This window comes from Enterobacter sp. (assembly GCF_977039595.1).
Genome location: NZ_CDRQYH010000072.1, coordinates 1 through 18,427, shown reverse-complemented (window position 1 = coordinate 18,427; position 18,427 = coordinate 1). Strand labels below are relative to the sequence as shown.

Here is an 18,427-nt window from a genome sequence, read left to right as displayed (position 1 = left end):
TATACAATGGCAGATGCAGGTAAAGCTTACGCCGATACCGTTGACCGTCTGCTGGGAGAAGAACGTCCTTTCCGCTTCATTGAAGAAGAGAAGAAAGGTTTCCTCAAACGCCTGTTCGGAGGATAAGTTATGGCATTACTGGACTTTTTTCTCTCGCGGAAAAAGAACACCGCCAACATCGCAAAAGAACGTCTGCAAATTATCGTTGCGGAGCGTCGTCGTAGCGACGCCGAGCCTCATTACCTGCCGCAGCTGCGCAAGGACATCCTGGAAGTGATCTGTAAGTACGTGCAGATTGACCCGGAGATGGTGACGGTGCAGTTGGAACAAAAAGACGGGGATATTTCGATTCTGGAGCTGAACGTGACGCTCCCGGAAGCGGAAGAGTCGCGTCCGTAGGTTTGTGATTTCATAGCCCCGGTAAGCGCAGCGCCACCGGGGGAATATGCCGGGTTTATCACCCGGCATATTTTTTATCGCGGATAGCCTTCCAGCAGCGAATTCAGGCGATCGGCCATCAATTCCCCGCGCCATCCCGCCATCATTTCCGGCACGCCATTCTGCGGCTTCAGCTTCCAGTGCCAGTTCAGCAGCTGGTTAATCTGACGACGTGAGGCGAGCAGTTCCGCGCTCAGTTTGCTTTCGGTTGCAACTGCCTGCACCAGCGCTTTGATGTCCTTGAAAGCCTTGCGATAGCCCGGCATGTCCATCAGGTTCAGCAACGGTTCCGGCAGCGTATCTTCCGGCAGCTCCTGCGCTTTTGCGACCAGCGCCAGCAGGGTTTTACCGTGGAAACGGATCTCGCTGCCCGAAAGCCCAATGCTGTCAAGCTCGCCGAGGCTGCCCGGCATATAGCGCGCCACCGCCCAGAGATGCTCTTCACGGACTACGAAGTTAACGGCCAGGTCGCGCTCCCGCGCTTTACGCAAGCGCCAGTCTGCCAGCAGCTGCAGGCATGCCAGCTGACGCGTGCGCAGCTGCCAGGCGTTGCTGATATCGCGCCATGCCTCTTTCGGATCCACCACTTCCTGACGGCGCTGCTGGGTCATTCGGCACTCGTCCAGCGCAGCAGCGAGCCATCCGGAGGCTTTCGCCTCTTTCATCAGCTGTCCGGCGATCGGCAGCAGGTAAAACACGTCTGCCGCCGCATATTCCAGCTGGCGTGCGGTTAGCGGACGCGCCAGCCAGTCGGTGCGGGATTCACTCTTATCCAGCGTCAGGCCCGTATATTCCTCCACCATGGCGGCAAAACCCCACGACAGTGGACGACCGCTGAACGCCGCGAGGATCTGCGTATCAATCAGCGGCTGAGGCATGATGCCAAAGGTGTTCAGAAAGACTTCCAGATCTTCACTGCCCGCGTGCAGGTATTTCGTCACGGCGGTATCGAGCAGCAGGTCACGCATCGGCGTCCAGTCGGTAATGCCGAGAGGGTCGATCAGCGACACGTGTTTACCGTCGTACATCTGAATCAAACCCAGCTGCGGATAATAGGTTCGGGTACGGACAAACTCGGTATCCAGGGCAATGGCAGGAAAGTCGCGCGTCACTTCGCACAGCGAAGCCAGCTCGTCGTTGGTCGTGATCATCTGGTAATTCAAATCGGATTCTCTTTTGTTTGCGCCCATAAAAAACGCCGGCTTAACCGGCGTCTGGACGATTAACGTGAAGCTCAGGCCTTATTGTCTACTTTGGCACGGGCTTCGTCACGTAATTCTCGTCGTAATATCTTCCCGACGTTGGATTTCGGCAACTCGTCGCGGAATTCCACCAGCTTCGGCACTTTATAGCCCGTCAGCTGACGACGACAAAACGTTATCAGCGCTTCCTCGGTGAGAGAAGGATCTTTCTTGACCACAAATATCTTCACCGCTTCACCGCTGCTGCCGGAAGGCACCCCTACTGCTGCCACTTCGAGTACGCCGCTGTGCTGCATAACCACGTCTTCGATCTCATTAGGATAGACGTTGAAGCCGGAGACCAGAATCATATCTTTCTTGCGATCAACAATACGCAGGAAGCCTTCCTCATCCATCACCGCGATGTCACCGGTATGCAGCCAGCCGTCTTTGATGATTTCGTCGGTCGCGTCGGGACGCTGCCAGTAGCCCAGCATCACCTGCGGACCTTTAACGCACAGCTCACCCGGCTCACCCGGCGCGACTTCGTTATCGTTATCATCGACCAGTTTGGCCTCTGTGGAAGGAACGGGCAGACCAATGCTTCCGCTGTGATAGTCGATATCATGCGGGTTGACGCTGACCAGCGGCGCGCATTCCGTCAGGCCATAGCCCTCCAGCAGATACTGACCGGTGAGCTTCACCCAGCGCTCGGCAACCGCCTGCTGGACCGGCATGCCGCCGCCCGCAGAGAGGTGCAGCGTGGAGAAATCCAGCTGCTGAAACTCTTTGTTATTAAGCAGCGCGTTGAACAGGGTATTTACCCCGGTCATGGCGGTGAACGGGTATTTTGCCAGCTCTTTCACCAGCCCCGGTATATCGCGCGGGTTGGTGATCAGCACGTTCTGACCGCCCAGCTCAATAAACAGCAGGCAGTTCATGGTCAGTGCGAAAATGTGGTACAGCGGCAGCGCCGTAATGACCAGTTCTTTGCCGGGATGCAGCAGCGGCCCGTAGGTTGCGTTGACCTGCTCAAGGTTCGCCAGCATGTTGCGGTGGGTCAGCATTGCGCCTTTCGCCACGCCGGTGGTACCACCGGTATACTGCAGGAATGCGAGATCTTCTGAGACCACTTCCGGCTTAACGTACTGCATACGATAGCCCGCATGCAGCGCCCTGCGGAAGGAGATAGCGTCCGGCAGGTGATATTTTGGCACCAGACGCTTGACGTATTTGACGACAAAGTTAACCAGCGTGCCTTTGGCGGTGGAGAGTTGATCCCCCATGCGCGTCAGGATGACGTGTTTCACCTGGGTTTTGTCGACCACTTTTTCCAGCGTATGGGCAAAGTTGGACACAATGACAATCGCAACCGCGCCGCTGTCGTTCAGCTGATGCTCAAGCTCGCGCGGGGTGTACAGCGGGTTGACGTTGACGACAATCATCCCGGCTCGCAGGATACCGAACAACGCCACCGGGTATTGGAGCAGGTTTGGCATCATCAGCGCGACGCGGTCCCCTTTTTGCAGCCCCAGCCCTTCCTGAAGATACGCCGCAAACGCCCGGCTACGCTCTTCAAGCTTACGGAACGTCATGACCTCGCCCATATTCACGAATGCGGGCTGGTCCGCGTAGCGCCTTACCGAGTGCTCAAATAATTCCACCAGGGATTGATAACGGTCAGGATTGATCTCAGCAGGAACATCTGCGGGATAACGGTTAAGCCAAACCTTCTTCAATGCATCACCTCTGAAATGAGTGTTCGTCGTCATCACAACCCCGATATTAAACAGTTTGTTAACATTATATTAACTCAGCGTACCAGTTTATTAATTGTTCAGATTTAAGGTTGCGAAGCGCGTCACTCTTTTTTTTCGTTTTATCCGTAAAAAAACAGAGACAGCGGCTGAGCCGCTGTCTCTTTTCTAGCAATAACAGTAAGTTACTCAGTAACGATCGTCTGTACCTGTGCAGGTCCCGGGTTATACCAACCCCAGCCCGGGTAGCCGTAACGATAAGGATGCGGACCCCACATCCACGGATCGATCGGCTGAGGCGGCATGATCACCTGCTGTGCTAACCGCCAGCGCTTATACCCGTTGACCTGCATGGTCATAAATTTATACGGCGTGCTGCCGATTTTACCCTGCACGGCGCCGGTAATCGGCCCGACGACGGTGACCAGCTGTCCGCGAAAATCGACAGGATCGAGGAAACCACTCACGTCCGCGTAGATACGCCCGCGAGAGGCCTCACCCAGTACAGGCCGCGCGCCGCTGTCCAGCGGAACGGTTGCGATCTCGAGGCGGGTTTTCCCCTGCTGGTTTTGTACGTCTATCACCTTACCGCCAAAGCGCGCTTCCTGGCCGACGTACAGCTCAGGGGCATTCATCACCCGAACCAGATCCTGCTGTGGCGTCGGGCTGGTGCCCTTAATCGCATCAGGAACGGAAACGCATCCGCTCAGTGCTATGGCAACTGCGCCTGCCATAATAAGGCGTACTACTTTAGTCTGGACCGCCATGATGCGACTCCTTTTTCTCAGTTCCTGTTACTGAGATTCACTCGCGGCCCGGAAGTTTCTTCCACGCAACGGTGTTTCGCAAATAAACCGGCTCCGCGTGTTCAACGACCACGGTTTTGCCTGCTGCGAGCAGCTGGCTGGCAATCGGAAGCATATCTTCCGCAGCAGGCAGCAGCATGTTGCCGTCCACCAGCGTCAACCCGGTGTCGTTCGCCATCTCTGGCCACGCCGGCCAGCCGGTGCCGACGGTTGCCCACTCGCCTGACAGCTGTTGCAGTCTTTCAGTGACCGCTTCCGGCTTAAGCACGGCTTCCGTCTCTTCACCGTGCCACACGCCCTGCTCGTCGCGAGTGTATTCGGCCCAGTAAACTTCGCCCATGCGGGCATCAATCGCGGCCAGCACGCGCGTTGCCCCGGTCATGCGCCATGCGCCCTGCGCCATGGTGGCGAGGGTAGAAACGCCGATCATCGGCAGCTCGGCGCCCAGCGCCAGCCCCTGCGCAATGCCAATCCCGATACGTACGCCCGTAAAGCTTCCGGGGCCACGGCCAAAGGCCAGCGCGTCGAGGTCGGTTAAGGAGGTGTTGCCCTGGGTTAAAATGGCTTTTACCAGGGGCAGAATGCGTTGGGTGTGTTCCCGGGGGCACTCTTCGAAATGGGCAGAAACAGCACCGTCGTTCAACAGAGCGACAGAGCAAGCCTCTGTCGCGGTATCAATAGCCAGAATTCGCATCAGTCGTCGCGCTCTCGCAAGGGTCAGTCACAAAATGGCGCGCATCTTAGCACACTCCGGGATAAATTACTCCGCCGTTGGATTTGCCAGGAAACGCACCGCGCGTTTTATGTCCCGCGTCCGCGGCGCGGGCGGCAGGCTTGCAAGGAAGGTTGCTCCGTAAGGGCGCATCACCAGTCGGTTATCGCAGATGACCAGCACGCCGCGATCGGTAACGTCGCGGATTAATCGCCCTACCCCTTGCTTAAGGGTAATGACCGCATCCGGCAGCTGAACCTCATCAAACGGATCGCCGCCGCGCAGGCGGCAGTCCTCCATCCTCGCCTTGAGCAGCGGATCGTCCGGGGAGGTAAACGGAAGCTTATCAATGATAACCAGCGAGAGCGTATCGCCGCGCACGTCCACCCCTTCCCAGAAGCTGCTGGTGGCTACCAGCAGGGCATTTCCAGCGCTGACAAACTGCTGGAGCAGCTGGCCTTTGCTGGTTTCGCCCTGCAGCAGCACCGGCAGCGTCATGGTGGCGCGGAACTGCTCGGCGAGGTCGCGCATCATAGCGTGAGAGGTGCAGAGCATAAAACAGCGGCCATTGTTGGCCTCTATCATCGGTTTTAACATCGCGGCCAGATGGCGCGCCGCACCCGGCTGGTTCGGCAGCGGCAGATTACGGGGAACGCAGAGCAGCGCCTGCTTTTCGTAATCGAACGGGCTGGGCAGGAGTAAGGATTCCGCCTGCTCAATGCCCAGACGTTCCGTGAAGTGATGCAGATCGTCATTCACCGACAGGGTTGCCGAGGTGAAGATCCAGCTTCCCGGCTTTTGCGCCATCACCTCTTTAAATTTATCCGCCACCGTCAGCGGCGTGAGCGCCAGCGTGAAATGCCGCGAAGTGCATTCGTACCAGTAGCTGTACCCCGGCTGATTGATCTCATTGAGCCGTTTGAGCCGCCCGCGATACAGCGTGGCGCGCTCAAAGGCCGCGTCCAGCAGGGCGGAACGACCAAGCGACAGTTTCGCCACGTCGTAGCAGAGTTCAAGGGCGTCATCGAGCAGCAGCAGCGCGCGCTGGATATTTTTGTCCGCCAGCAGCTCGCGCAGGTTGCCGCGATAGCCCGGCTCGCCGAGCTGTAAACGGAAATCCTGCGCGCTTTGCGCCAGACGGTCAGCGCACTTCTGCAGCTGCTGAGTATCTTTAAGTTCGGTCCGGTAGGCAATGGTGAAATCTTTCGCCAAATCCTGCAGCTGGCGGCTGGAAAGCGACTGACCAAAGTACTGGCTGGCGATATCCGGCAGCTGGTGGGCTTCGTCGAAGATCATCACGTCCGCCTCCGGAATCAGCTCACCAAAGCCGCTGTCCTTTACCACCATATCCGCGAGGAACAGATGGTGGTTCACCACCACGACATCCGCATCCATCGCCGTTTTGCGCGCTTTCACTACAAAGCAGTCTTTATACAGCGGACAGTCGCTGCCGAGGCAGTTGTCGTTAGTGCTGGTCACCAGCGGCCAGGCCGGGGAATCTTCCGGCACGCTCGCGCAGGTGCTGATATCGCCCTCTTCCGTCTGGTTCGCCCAGGCGCGAAGGATAATGACGTCGCTGAGGGTTTGCACCGGCAGGTCGCCGCCCGCCAGCGCCTGCTGCTCAAGGCGTTCCAGGCAGAGATAGTTGGATCTCCCCTTCAGCAGGGCCAGACGGCCTTTATATTTCAGCGCCTTTGCCACAGTGGGCAAATCGCGGCTGTAGAGCTGGTCCTGCAGCGCTTTCGAACCGGTCGAGATAATCACCTTCTTTTTGGCCCGCAGCGCTGGCGCAAGGTAAGCATAGGTTTTACCCGTGCCGGTACCCGCTTCGACCACCAGCGGCTGAGCCTTATCGATGGCGCGTGCAACGGCGTGCGCCATCTGGCGCTGAGGTTCACGGGGTTTGAAGCCGGGAATAGCCTGCGCTAATTGACCTTCAGGGGAAAAATCGTCTGCCACGGTGCTCTCTCACTGTATTTTTGCACAGGGATTATGTCAGCCCATCCTCTCCTGTGCCACCCCAAATAGTGACGACACGAGAACAATATGGCAGTCTTGCCGCCTGACGACGAAAAATAACGAGGAAACGTTTATGACAATTGTGCGCATTGATGCCGAAGCCCGCTGGTCTGATGTGGTTATCCATAACCAGACGCTCTACTACACCGGCGTACCGGCTAACCTGGATGCGGATGCGTTCGAGCAAACGGCTAACACTCTGGCGCAGATTGATGCGGTGCTGGAAAAACAGGGCAGCGACAAATCCCGCATTCTGGATGCGACGATTTTCCTGGCAAACAAAGATGATTTCGCGGCAATGAATAAAGCCTGGGATGCGTGGGTTGTGGCGGGTCACGCGCCTGTACGCTGCACCGTACAGGCCACGCTGATGAAGCCGGAATACAAGGTAGAGATTAAGATTATCGCGGCGGTTTAAGCCCGATTACTCTTCATCTTCATCCTCGAAACGCGCCACGATCCGCTCGCCGGTATGCGTGGCGCGCAGTTCTTCCGCCACCTGGGAAATCGCCTGTCCGCTGCTCATCCCCTGGGACATCAGTTCCTGAATTCGCTCAACCGCTTTCTGCTGCTGTTCATGGCTCAGAGAAGGTAAACCTGCAAACATCGTCAACTCCTGCTAAATTATTCGCGCTAATTATTTCACGCTGCCCGGTAGTATGCCACACATGAACATGCGCTTCCCCACTGTTATTACCCTGCCCTGGCGAACAGACGCCGCTGAATACTGGTTTGCCCGCCTGAGCCATCTTCCGTTTGCGATGCTGCTGCACTCCGGTCATGCGGACCACCCCTACAGCCGCTTCGACATTCTGGTGGCCGATCCGCTAAAGACGCTGACAACCGATGACCTGTCCTTAACTGGCGATCCGCTGGCGCGGCTTCAGCAAGCCATTAACGCGCTGGGCTTATCAGCCGCGCCGAACCCGGACTTCCCTTTTCAGGGAGGCGCGCTGGGCCTGTTTGGCTACGATCTGGGTCGCCGTTTCGAAGCGCTGCCCGAGCATGCGCAGGCTGATATTTCCCTGCCCGACATGGCCGTGGGGCTGTACGACTGGGCGTTAATTGTCGATCACCAGAAAAAAACGGTTTCCCTGCTGAGCCATCATGACGTGAAGGCGCGTCTGGCGTGGCTTGAATCGCAGCAGCCTGCACCGGCACAGACGTTCACATTGACCTCCGGCTGGCGCTCAAATATGAGTGCAGCGGAGTATGCCGAAAAATTCGCTCGCGTTCAGGCATACCTGCAAAGCGGTGACTGCTATCAGGTTAACCTCGCCCAGCGTTTCCAGGCGACGTATCAGGGAGACGAGTGGCAGGCGTTTACCCGTCTTAATGCCAGCAACAAGGCGCCGTTTAGCGCGTTTGTGCGTCTGGAACAGGGTGCAATACTCAGTCTTTCACCCGAGCGATTTATTCATCTGGCCGAGGGCACGATTCAAACCCGTCCTATTAAAGGCACCTTGCCGCGTCTTGCCGATCCCGACGCCGATCGCCAGCAGGCGGAAAAACTTGCCGCCTCGCCGAAAGACCGCGCCGAGAACCTGATGATTGTGGACCTAATGCGTAACGACATCGGCCGTGTCGCCGAACCGGGCAGCGTGCGCGTGCCGGAACTGTTTGTCGTCGAGCCTTTCCCGGCAGTGCATCATCTGGTCAGCACCATAACCGCGCGTCTGCCCGCCTCTCGCACCGCCTGCGATCTGCTCCGTGCCGCGTTTCCGGGCGGCTCCATCACCGGCGCGCCCAAAATTCGCGCCATGGAAATCATCGACGAACTGGAACCGCACCGCCGCAACGCCTGGTGCGGCAGCATCGGCTATATCAGCCTGTGCGGCACCATGGATACCAGCATCACCATTCGCACGCTGACCGCCTGCAGCGGAAATCTCTACTGTTCGGCCGGGGGCGGTATTGTTGCCGACAGCCTGGTCGATGCGGAATATCAGGAAACCTTTGATAAAGTTAACCGTATCCTGAAACAACTGGAGTAATCACGGGTGGAAAAAGAGAACCTGACGCTGGATGATTTTTTATCTCGCTTTCAGCTACTAAGACCGCAGGTCAACCGCGAGGCGCTGAATCAGCGTCAGGCGGCCGTGCTGATCCCGGTCGTGCGTCGCGCGCAGCCGGGCCTGCTGCTCACCCAACGTTCTCCCCATTTACGCAAGCACGCGGGTCAGGTCGCCTTTCCTGGCGGCGCAGTAGACAGCTCCGACGCCTCGCTGATTGCCGCCGCGCTGCGGGAAGCACAGGAAGAAGTTGCCATTCCGCCTGAGACGGTGGAGGTCATTGGCGTGCTGCCGCCCGTAGATAGCGTCACCGGTTTTCAGGTCACGCCGGTGGTAGGTATTATCCCGCCTGACCTGCAGTATCACGCCAGCATCGATGAAGTCTCTGCAGTGTTTGAAATGCCGCTTGAAGAGGCGCTCCGGCTAAGCCGTTATCATCCGCTGGATATACATCGACGAGGGCATGACCATCGGGTCTGGTTGTCCTGGTATCAGCATTATTTTGTCTGGGGCATGACGGCGGGCATTATTCGTGAACTGGCGTTGCAAATCGGCCTGAAGCCTTGACTATACTTTACATTCCATCCTTTTTCGCAGGTTTGCGATCCGCGTCGCGCTATTAGCAAAACCCATCGTCAACCATTAGTTTAATTCATGTGAATAGTTAAGCCGAGGTCGGTGTTCCCTCTTACACTATGCGCAGTTATAACATCGTTACTGGAACCCCGGTAACCCTGTCAGGAGTGTGAAAGTGATTAGTATATTCGACATGTTCAAAGTGGGAATTGGCCCTTCGTCTTCCCATACTGTTGGCCCGATGAAGGCCGGTAAACAGTTCGTCGATGATCTGGTCGAAAAAGGATTACTGGAAAGCGTTACCCGTGTCGCCGTGGATGTTTACGGCTCGCTGTCATTAACGGGTAAAGGCCACCACACCGATATCGCCATTATTATGGGTCTGGCAGGCAATATGCCGGATACCGTTGATATTGATGCCATCCCGGCATTCATCCGCGACGTGGAAACACGCGGCCGCCTGCTGCTGGCAAACGGCCAGCAGGAAGTCGATTTCCCGCAGGATGACGGCATGCGTTTCCGTAGCGACAACCTGCCGCTGCATGAAAACGGCATGACCATTCACGCTTACAGCGGTGAAAAAGAGATTTACAGCAAAACGTACTACTCCATCGGCGGTGGCTTCATCGTGGATGAAGAGCATTTTGGCAAAGATAGCGTCGGCGACGTCAGCGTACCGTACCCGTTCAAATCGGCTACCGAGATGCTGGGCTACTGCAAAGAGACCGGTCTTTCACTGTCCGGCATGGTGATGCAGAACGAACTGGCGCTGCACAGCAAGAAAGAGATTGAAGACTATTTTGCCAACGTCTGGCAAACCATGCGCGCCTGTATCGACCGCGGGATGAACACCGAAGGCGTTCTGCCGGGTCCACTGCGCGTGCCGCGTCGTGCCTCCGCCCTGCGCCGTATGCTGGTGACCACGGACAAGTTTTCCAATGACCCGATGAACGTGGTCGACTGGGTAAACATGTTTGCCCTGGCGGTTAACGAAGAAAACGCCGCCGGTGGACGCGTCGTGACGGCGCCAACTAACGGCGCGTGCGGTATCGTTCCGGCAGTGCTGGCGTATTACGATCACTTTATTGAGCCCGTGACGCCTGATATCTACATCCGCTATTTCCTGGCGGCAGGTGCAATCGGTGCGCTGTACAAAATGAATGCATCCATCTCCGGTGCTGAAGTAGGCTGTCAGGGTGAAGTCGGCGTGGCCTGCTCCATGGCGGCGGCGGGTCTGGCAGAGCTGCTGGGCGCAAGCCCTGAGCAGGTCTGCGTGGCGGCTGAAATCGGTATGGAGCATAACCTCGGTCTGACCTGCGATCCGGTCGCGGGCCAGGTGCAGGTGCCGTGCATCGAGCGTAACGCAATTGCTTCCGTGAAAGCCATCAACGCCTCACGCATGGCGATGCGCCGTACCAGCGAACCTCGCGTATCGCTGGATAAGGTGATTGAAACCATGTACGAAACCGGTAAAGACATGAACGCGAAATACCGCGAGACGTCCCGTGGTGGCCTGGCCATTAAGGTGCAGTGCGACTAATACTGCCTTTCGCCCATCTGCAACGGATGGGCGAATTTCCCTCTTCTTCCTCGTCTCCTTCAGCTTTCCCCACTACACTTTCACTGTTGCGTCCGGCTTTTGTGGCTGGTGGCTTATCAGGCGACCGTTCATGCAAACTGCACAAACGATCATTAAAAACTATCGCCGAAAACGCGTTATCGTCTGTGTGACGGTTGCGCTCCTCACGCTCATCCTGACGTTAGGCATTCGCTTTATTTCGCAGCGCAATGTTAACCAACAGCGGATCCTCGATTTTACCAGCCACACCGTTCGCGCCCTTGATAACGTCCTGCTTTCTTTAGAGAACCGCCGCAGCGTGCTGCAGCCCCTGGTGGGGCAGCCCTGCCCGCAGGCGCACCTCGCGCTGCGAAAGCAGGCAGCCATTTTGCAGACGGTACGCTCCATCGCCCTGATTAAAGACGGTATTCTCTACTGCTCGAGTATTTTCGGCAGCCGCAATGTGCCTGTGCGCGACTTCCTGAAAGAACTCCCCGCCAGCACGACAAAGCTGATTTTATCCACCGACCAGTGGCTGCTTAAGGGAAGCCCGATATTGATCCAGTGGTATCCCGTCTCTTAGGACGGTGAAGCAGGCGTCATTGAGATCATTAATATTGATCTGATCGCCAAAATGATTCTGGAGCCACAGCGCCCGCTCATCAATGACGTGGCGCTGACCGTAGGCGATCGCTTTCTGCGCTATGGACAACGCGTCAGCGACAGCCTGACGTTTGATAAGGAAGGCTCGCTTTTCCAGCAATCATCAAACCGAAATCCTTTCACCATTACGGTCAGCGGGCCAGGCCCTGGAGAGTTAGCCTTAAAAAGCCTGCCAGCCCAGCTGCCTCTCGGGCTCATGCTTAGCCTGCTGCTGGGCTATCTCGCCTGGCTGGCAACGGCAAACCGGATGAGCTTCACGTGGGAGATCGATATGGGGATTGCGGGCCGGGAATTTGAACTTTTCTGCCAGCCGCTGGTGAATGCCCGTACCCAGGCGTGCACGGGCGTGGAGATCCTGCTGCGCTGGAATAATCCGCGTCAGGGATGGATCTCTCCGGAAGTGTTTATTCCTCTGGCAGAAGAACATAACCTGATTGTCCCCCTGACCCGCTATGTGATCGCCGAAACGGTGCGCCAGATAGGCTACTTTCCCGCCAGCGCCGGTTTTCACATCGGCCTTAACGTCGCTGCCAGCCATTTCCGTAACGCGGTGTTGATACAGGACCTGAACCGCCTCTGGTTCAGCGCCCGTCCGCGCCAGCAGCTGGTGATTGAGCTAACGGAACGGGATGCGCTGCTGGATGCGGATTATCGCATCGTGCGCGAACTGCATCGCAAAGGGGTGAAGCTCGCCATCGACGATTTTGGTACAGGAAACAGTTCCCTATCCTGGCTTGAAAAGCTGCACCCGGACGTGCTGAAAATTGACCAGTCCTTTACCACCGCCATTGGTACAGACGCCGTGAATTCAACGGTGACGGATATGATTATTGCGCTGGGCCAGAGGCTGAATATTGAACTGGTTGCTGAAGGGGTCGAGACAGAGGAGCAGGCGCGCTATTTGCGCCGCCATGGCGTGCCTGTTCTGCAGGGTTTTTTCTATGCGCGGCCTATGCCGCTACGGGATTTTCCTAAGTGGCTGGCGGGAAGCGCGTCCCCGCCAGCGCATCATAACGGGCACATCGTGCCCTTAATGCCGCTGCGCTAAGCAGAATTACTCATCTTCGTCGTGGGCAGATTGTTCTTTAACAATGCGCACCATATCAACGCGATAGTCGTTGGCTTCAACGATCGTAATGTGCAGCGGCGAAAGCTCGATCACATCTCCGACGCGAGGGATTTGCCCGTTAACCGCGATAACCAGACCGGCAACGGTCGCGATGTCTTCTTCATCGTTGATGACGTTTTCCAGCCCCAGCGTATGCGAGAGCGCGTGCAGGTCGGTGGTACCTTTAACCAGCCAGCCTTCACCGTCGGCAACGATCTCTGGCGTTTCGTCTTCATCCGGGAATTCACCGGCAATCGCTTCCAGCACGTCCAGCGGCGTGACCAGCCCCTGCACCACGCCAAACTCGTTGGTAACGATAACAAAGCTACCGCGAGCGCGGCGCAGCACCCCGAGAAGGTTGATCGGATCCAGCGTTTCCGGTACGACAATCGCAGGCGATGCGGCAGCAACGGCTTCCACGTTGACGCCCTCTTCCAGGGCCACCAGCATCTCTTTCGCCCGCACGACGCCGATGATCTCATCCAGCTCGCCGCGACAAACCGGGAACAGGCTGTGCGGTGAAGAGAGCAGCTGCTGGCGAATTTCATCCACGCTCAGGTTAGCATCGACCCAGCTGATTTCACCGCGCGGCGTCATGATGCCGCGCAGCGAACGGGAGGCCAGAGAGAGCACGCCGTTAATCATGTAGCGTTCCTGTTCCACAAACGCCCCTTCAGGCACCGGAACCGGGTTGTGGTTTTCGGAATCAGACTGAACGTTCACCTGACGGCGACCGCCCATCAGGCGCAGAATGGCATCTGCGGTACGGGCGCGCAGCGGCTGATTCGACTGCTGCTTAATAAAGTTACGACGCGCAATCTGGTTGAACAGCTCGATCAGGATCGAGAAGCCAATCGCGGCGTACAGGTAGCCTTTTGGAATATGGAAGCCAAAACCTTCCGCCACCAGGCTCAGGCCGATCATCAGCAGGAAGCTCAGACACAGCACGACCACCGTCGGATGCTGGTTCACGAAGCGCGTCAAAGGCTTTGAGGCCAGCAGCATGACCGCCATTGCAATAACGACAGCCGCCATCATTACCGGCAGATGGTTCACCATGCCGACCGCCGTGATCACCGCATCCAGCGAGAAGACGGCATCAAGCACCACAATCTGCAACACCACCACCCAGAAGCTGGCATAGCCTTTACCGTGCCCATCATCGTGCTGACGGTTTTCCAGCCGCTCGTGTAGCTCCGTCGTCGCTTTGAAAAGCAGGAATATCCCCCCGATCAGCATGATTAAATCACGCCCTGAGAAGGTGTAATCCATGACGGAGAACAGCGGTTTGGTCAACGTGACCATCCAGGAGATGACGGAGAGCAGTCCCAGTCGCATGACCAGCGCCAGCGAGAGACCAATCAGACGCGCTTTATCACGCTGTTTTGGCGGCAGTTTGTCCGCAAGGATGGCGATAAACACCAGGTTATCAATGCCGAGAACAATCTCGAGCACTACCAGCGTGAGCAATCCCACCCAGATTGACGGGTCCATTAAGAATTCCATGACAAGCTCCTGCTAAAGGAATGACGAAACGGTGCCCCACTCAACGTGGGCAAAACAGAGGTAGACAGAGTCGATACGTGGCGAGGATCGCCGGTGAATAAGGCGCGAAATGGCCTGGCAGATGACTGACGTCGGTGACGGTCCATATAGTGGGCTGTAGCCCTATACTCCTGAACAATTAAACGGAGGCTAAACATATCAGAGACAATGTGTTTTTAGCAAAGATTTACGTTCCTTTGCAAAGTTCTGTAACACAGCGGCTTTACTCTACGGATAAATCTCTAACGCGAGGCTAAATTACGGATCTTCATCACATAAATTATTTTTTCACTATCTAAAATAATTCGCGGAAGTCTTAGTTTTTTTGAACTCTAACCCTTATCTGAATCGATTCGGTTCGCCAATACGATTCTCAGTACGGCTGCCTGGCAGGCGTATTAATGATAATAAAAGGAGGTAGCAAGTGACCATTGCTATTGTCATAGGCACACATGGTTGGGCTGCTGAGCAGCTACTCAAAACGGCAGAGATGCTGTTGGGCGAGCAGGAAAACGTCGGCTGGATCGATTTCGTTCCCGGTGAAAACGCCGAGACGCTGATAGAGAAATACAACGCTCAACTCGCGAAGCTTGATACCAGCAAAGGCGTGCTGTTTCTCGTTGATACATGGGGCGGCAGCCCGTTCAACGCCGCCAGCCGCATTGTCGTCGATAAAGAGCATTATGAAGTCGTCGCCGGGGTTAACATCCCCATGCTGGTGGAAACCTTTATGGCGCGCGACGATAACCCAGGCTTCGATGAGCTGGTGGCGCTGGCCGTTGAAACCGGTCGCGAAGGGGTAAAAGCCCTGAAAGCACAGCCGGTTGAAAAACCTGCCCCTGCGCCTGCTGCGGCACCAAAAGCAGCTGCACCGGCAAAACCAATGGGCCCGAACGATTACATGGTGATCGGCCTTGCGCGTATTGATGACCGCTTAATCCACGGTCAGGTTGCCACGCGCTGGACCAAAGAGACCAACGTTCGACGCATCATCGTGGTCAGCGACGAAGTGGCCGCTGATACCGTACGTAAAACCCTTCTGACTCAGGTTGCTCCTCCTGGCGTTACCGCGCACGTCGTGGATGTCGCCAAGATGATTCGCGTTTACAACAACCCGAAATATGCGGGCGAACGCGTGATGCTCCTGTTCACTAACCCGACAGACGTTGAGCGCATTGTTGAAGGCGGCGTGAAAATCACCTCCGTGAACATTGGTGGTATGGCATTCCGTCAGGGCAAAACGCAGGTCAACAACGCCATTTCAGTCGATGCGAAAGATATCGAGGCATTCAACAAGCTGAATGCGCGCGGTATTGAACTGGAAGCCCGTAAGGTTTCCACGGACCAGAAACTGAAAATGATGGATCTGATCGGCAAAGTTGGGAAATAAGCCCCCGCCGGTTCTCATATAAAGTTTATGTAATAGGAGAAGTGCAATGGAGATTACCACTCTTCAGATTGTGCTGGTGTTCGTGGTCGCATGTATTGCGGGTATGGAATCCGTACTTGATGAATTTCAGTTCCACCGTCCTCTGGTGGCCTGTACGCTGATTGGGGCCGTTCTGGGTGACATGAAAACCGGTATCATCATCGGTGGTACCCTGGAAATGATCGCCCTGGGCTGGATGAACATCGGCGCGGCAGTTGCGCCCGATGCCGCACTGGCCTCTATCATTTCGACCGTTCTGGTTATTGCCGGTCACCAGAGTATCGGTGCCGGTATCGCCCTGGCGATCCCGCTGGCAGCAGCAGGCCAGGTTCTGACTATCATCGTTCGTACTATCACCGTTGCCTTCCAGCACGCGGCGGATAAGGCGGCCGAAAACGGCAACCTCACGGCACTGTCGTGGATCCACGTTTCATCCCTGTTCCTGCAGGCGATGCGTATCGCGATCCCGGCGGTTATCGTGGCGATCTCTGTCGGTACCAGCGAAGTGCAGAGCATGCTGAACGCCATTCCTGAAGTGGTCACCGGCGGTCTGAATATCGCGGGCGGTATGATTGTGGTCGTCGGTTATGCGATGGTCATCAATATGATGCGCGCAGGCTACCTGATGCCGTTCTTCTACCTCGGCTTCGTGACCGCTGCCTTCACCAACTTCAACCTGGTTGCACTGGGTGTTATTGGTGCGGTAATGGCGATTCTCTACATCCAGCTCAGCCCGAAATATAACCGCGTCGCGGGTGCCCCAGCGCAGGCTGCTGGTAACAACGATCTCGATAACGAACTGGACTAACAGGTGAGCGAAATGGTTGATATGACAAAAACTACCACCGAGAAAAAACTCACTCCGGGTGATATTCGTGGCGTGTTCATCCGTTCTAACCTGTTTCAGGGTTCATGGAACTTCGAACGTATGCAGGCGCTCGGCTTCTGCTTCTCCATGGTTCCGGCGATCAAACGCCTGTATCCGGAAAACAACGAAGCGCGCCGTCAGGCGATCAAGCGTCACCTGGAATTCTTTAACACCCATCCTTACGTTGCGGCTCCGGTTCTGGGCGTAACGCTGGCGATGGAAGAACAGCGTGCAAACGGCGCAGAGATCGACGATGGTGCCATCAACGGTATTAAAGTCGGCCTGATGGGTCCGCTGGCCGGTGTCGGTGACCCTATCTTCTGGGGTACCGTGCGTCCGGTCTTCGCAGCGCTGGGTGCAGGTATCGCGATGAGCGGCAGCCTGCTTGGCCCACTGCTGTTCTTCATCCTGTTTAACGCCGTGCGTCTGCTGACCCGTTACTACGGCGTGGCCTACGGCTACCGTAAAGGGGTGGACATCGTTAAGGACATGGGCGGCGGCTTCCTGCAGAAACTGACTGAGGGGGCATCAATCCTCGGCCTGTTTGTCATGGGGGCACTTGTTAACAAGTGGACGCACGTGAACATCCCACTGGTGGTATCGACCATCACCGGTCAGGATGGTCAGACCCGCGTCACCACCGTGCAGACGATTCTGGATCAGCTGATGCCGGGCCTGGTGCCGCTGCTGTTGACCTTCGCCTGCATGTGGCTGCTGCGTAAGAAAGTGAACCCGCTGTGGATTATCGTTGGCTTCTTCATCATCGGTATCGCGGGCTACGCTGTCGGCCTGCTGGGTCTCTAAGTTTCAACGCTATAGGCCGGGGGCTTGCCCCCGGTTTTTTTATCTGGAGGATGAATGACTGTCACGGACATCGTACTGGTTCTATTTATTGCTGCCCTTCTGGCTTACGCGATCTATGACGAGTTCATCATGCCGCGCCGTCACGGCGAGACGCTGCTCTCCCTTCCCCTTCTGCGACGCGGGCGCGTGGATGCCTTTATCTTCGCGGGTCTCATCGTTATTCTTATTTACAATAACGTCACCAGCCATGGTGCAATATTAACCACATGGTTATTATGTGCGCTGGCATTAATGGCTGTTTATCTGTTCTGGATCCGTACGCCGAAAATCATTTTTAAATCACGCGGAATTTTCTTCGCCAATGTATGGATAGAATATAACCGTATTAAAGAGATGAATTTATCGGAAGACGGCGTGCTGGTGATGCAATTAGAACAACGCCGCCTGCTTATTCGGGTGAAGAATATTGACGACTTGGAAAAGATATACAATTTACTCCTGAAAACTCAATAGGTTAGATATATAGCAACGGCTATATTCTGCGTTTGCCTTGCGCAAGAAATATAGCCGAAGCTATATCCCATTCGTTAATTTGATATCTATTTGTTAACGATAGCTTCACGCTTAAAGACAAATGAAAATCGTTATCAACAAACGTTTTAAATAATGCCTCCTCATTGTTGTTTTATATTCTCAAAATATGTTAAGGTTGCGCCCGTCGTTGGGGAGTAGCCGATTTCCTGTTTACAGGAAATGTACGTGTCAACATACTCGTTGAAAAACGTGGCGCGTACGGATCGCTTACTGCACATCTTATGTGCGTTGCGATCAGGCGAGACCATAGATACATCAACTGCTGTTTACTGGGGGCAGTGATGTGTCATATGGATATCCCCGGTCTGGACGCTGTTATGAATATCTCCGCTACGATCCTCCTCGCTTTTGGCATGT

The 18,427-nt window shown here is 55.9% G+C and carries 17 protein-coding genes, 2 pseudogenes and 1 riboswitch; of the genes and pseudogenes, 11 read left to right on the top strand and 8 right to left on the bottom strand.

Going from position 1 to position 18,427, the window contains the following annotated elements; genetic code table 11:
* Together ACWYRJ_RS17395 and minE are read left to right on the top strand one after the other, a co-directional pair.
* Positions 1–126 (top strand): annotated as a pseudogene (locus ACWYRJ_RS17395) (septum site-determining protein MinD); the annotation flags it as partial.
* 3 nt (positions 127–129) lie between these two features.
* The gene (gene minE, locus ACWYRJ_RS17390; protein ID WP_008500504.1) at positions 130–399 is read left to right on the top strand and encodes a cell division topological specificity factor MinE; all 270 of its coding nucleotides are present in this window, start codon (positions 130–132) and stop codon (positions 397–399) included.
* A gap of 74 nt (positions 400–473) precedes the next feature.
* Here minE and rnd read toward each other — a convergent pair whose 3' ends face one another.
* The 5 genes from rnd to ACWYRJ_RS17365 all read right to left on the bottom strand — a co-directional run bounded on the left by rnd (position 474) and on the right by ACWYRJ_RS17365 (position 6,853).
* Complete coding sequence (gene rnd / locus ACWYRJ_RS17385; RefSeq protein ID WP_455508349.1) at positions 474–1,601, bottom strand: ribonuclease D; 1,128 nt, start codon at positions 1,599–1,601, stop codon at positions 474–476.
* A gap of 71 nt (positions 1,602–1,672) precedes the next feature.
* A complete protein-coding gene (gene fadD, locus ACWYRJ_RS17380; protein WP_072253790.1) occupies positions 1,673–3,358 on the bottom strand; it encodes a long-chain-fatty-acid--CoA ligase FadD in 1,686 nt (561 codons plus the stop codon).
* Between the two features lie 203 nt (positions 3,359–3,561).
* Entirely contained in the window at positions 3,562–4,143 is a 582-nt protein-coding gene (locus tag ACWYRJ_RS17375) for a Slp family lipoprotein (protein ID WP_111964786.1), read from the bottom strand.
* Positions 4,144–4,180: 37 nt separating this feature from the next.
* Positions 4,181–4,876 (bottom strand): tRNA (adenosine(37)-N6)-threonylcarbamoyltransferase complex dimerization subunit type 1 TsaB, encoded by a 696-nt coding sequence (tsaB, locus tag ACWYRJ_RS17370; protein WP_455508347.1) that lies wholly within the window; start codon positions 4,874–4,876, stop codon positions 4,181–4,183.
* A 66-nt stretch (positions 4,877–4,942) separates the two neighbouring features.
* Complete coding sequence (locus ACWYRJ_RS17365; RefSeq protein WP_455508346.1) at positions 4,943–6,853, bottom strand: ATP-dependent DNA helicase; 1,911 nt, start codon at positions 6,851–6,853, stop codon at positions 4,943–4,945.
* Positions 6,854–6,986: 133 nt separating this feature from the next.
* Here ACWYRJ_RS17365 and ACWYRJ_RS17360 point away from each other — a divergent pair, with 133 nt between their 5' ends.
* The gene (locus ACWYRJ_RS17360; RefSeq protein ID WP_008500498.1) at positions 6,987–7,331 is read left to right on the top strand and encodes a RidA family protein; all 345 of its coding nucleotides are present in this window, start codon (positions 6,987–6,989) and stop codon (positions 7,329–7,331) included.
* Between the two features lie 6 nt (positions 7,332–7,337).
* On the opposite strand, the gene ACWYRJ_RS17355 is transcribed toward ACWYRJ_RS17360, so the two are convergent.
* Positions 7,338–7,520: a YoaH family protein gene (locus ACWYRJ_RS17355; RefSeq protein WP_008500497.1), complete on the bottom strand. Its 183-nt coding sequence runs from the start codon at positions 7,518–7,520 to the stop codon at positions 7,338–7,340.
* A 61-nt stretch (positions 7,521–7,581) separates the two neighbouring features.
* On the opposite strand from ACWYRJ_RS17355, the gene pabB reads away from it, so the two are divergent.
* From pabB to ACWYRJ_RS17335, 4 genes and pseudogenes are all read left to right on the top strand, one after another.
* Positions 7,582–8,907 carry an aminodeoxychorismate synthase component 1 gene (pabB, locus tag ACWYRJ_RS17350; RefSeq protein WP_455508348.1) on the top strand — a complete coding sequence of 442 codons (1,326 nt, stop codon included), beginning with the start codon at positions 7,582–7,584 and terminating at the stop codon, positions 8,905–8,907.
* Between the two features lie 6 nt (positions 8,908–8,913).
* Positions 8,914–9,492 (top strand): CoA pyrophosphatase, encoded by a 579-nt coding sequence (locus tag ACWYRJ_RS17345; RefSeq protein WP_223579317.1) that lies wholly within the window; start codon positions 8,914–8,916, stop codon positions 9,490–9,492.
* A gap of 184 nt (positions 9,493–9,676) precedes the next feature.
* The gene (sdaA, locus tag ACWYRJ_RS17340) at positions 9,677–11,041 is read left to right on the top strand and encodes an L-serine ammonia-lyase (RefSeq protein WP_023312197.1); all 1,365 of its coding nucleotides are present in this window, start codon (positions 9,677–9,679) and stop codon (positions 11,039–11,041) included.
* A gap of 130 nt (positions 11,042–11,171) precedes the next feature.
* Positions 11,172–12,770 (top strand): annotated as a pseudogene (locus ACWYRJ_RS17335) (EAL domain-containing protein).
* A 6-nt stretch (positions 12,771–12,776) separates the two neighbouring features.
* Here ACWYRJ_RS17335 and yoaE read toward each other — a convergent pair.
* Entirely contained in the window at positions 12,777–14,336 is a 1,560-nt protein-coding gene (gene yoaE, locus ACWYRJ_RS17330; protein WP_111964792.1) for a CNNM family cation transport protein YoaE, read from the bottom strand.
* Positions 14,324–14,482 carry a protein YoaL gene (locus ACWYRJ_RS17325; RefSeq protein ID WP_372587060.1) on the bottom strand — a complete coding sequence of 53 codons (159 nt, stop codon included), beginning with the start codon at positions 14,480–14,482 and terminating at the stop codon, positions 14,324–14,326. Before ACWYRJ_RS17325 ends, yoaE begins: the two co-directional genes overlap by 13 nt.
* Before the next feature lie 317 nt (positions 14,483–14,799).
* On the opposite strand from ACWYRJ_RS17325, the gene manX reads away from it, so the two are divergent.
* From manX to ACWYRJ_RS17305, 4 genes are read left to right on the top strand one after another with little or no spacing between them, the layout of a single operon-like run.
* A complete protein-coding gene (manX, locus tag ACWYRJ_RS17320) occupies positions 14,800–15,765 on the top strand; it encodes a PTS mannose transporter subunit IIAB (RefSeq protein WP_111964793.1) in 966 nt (321 codons plus the stop codon).
* A 46-nt stretch (positions 15,766–15,811) separates the two neighbouring features.
* On the top strand, positions 15,812–16,612 hold the full coding sequence (gene manY, locus ACWYRJ_RS17315) for a PTS mannose transporter subunit IIC (RefSeq protein WP_008500490.1): 801 nt from the start codon (positions 15,812–15,814) through the stop codon (positions 16,610–16,612).
* 12 nt (positions 16,613–16,624) lie between these two features.
* On the top strand, positions 16,625–17,476 hold the full coding sequence (locus ACWYRJ_RS17310) for a PTS mannose transporter subunit IID (protein WP_028018668.1): 852 nt from the start codon (positions 16,625–16,627) through the stop codon (positions 17,474–17,476).
* Between the two features lie 54 nt (positions 17,477–17,530).
* Positions 17,531–17,989: a DUF986 family protein gene (locus ACWYRJ_RS17305; RefSeq protein ID WP_455508345.1), complete on the top strand. Its 459-nt coding sequence runs from the start codon at positions 17,531–17,533 to the stop codon at positions 17,987–17,989.
* 198 nt (positions 17,990–18,187) lie between these two features.
* A riboswitch (yybP-ykoY riboswitch) is annotated at positions 18,188–18,377 on the top strand.
* Positions 18,378–18,427 lie beyond the last annotated feature (50 nt).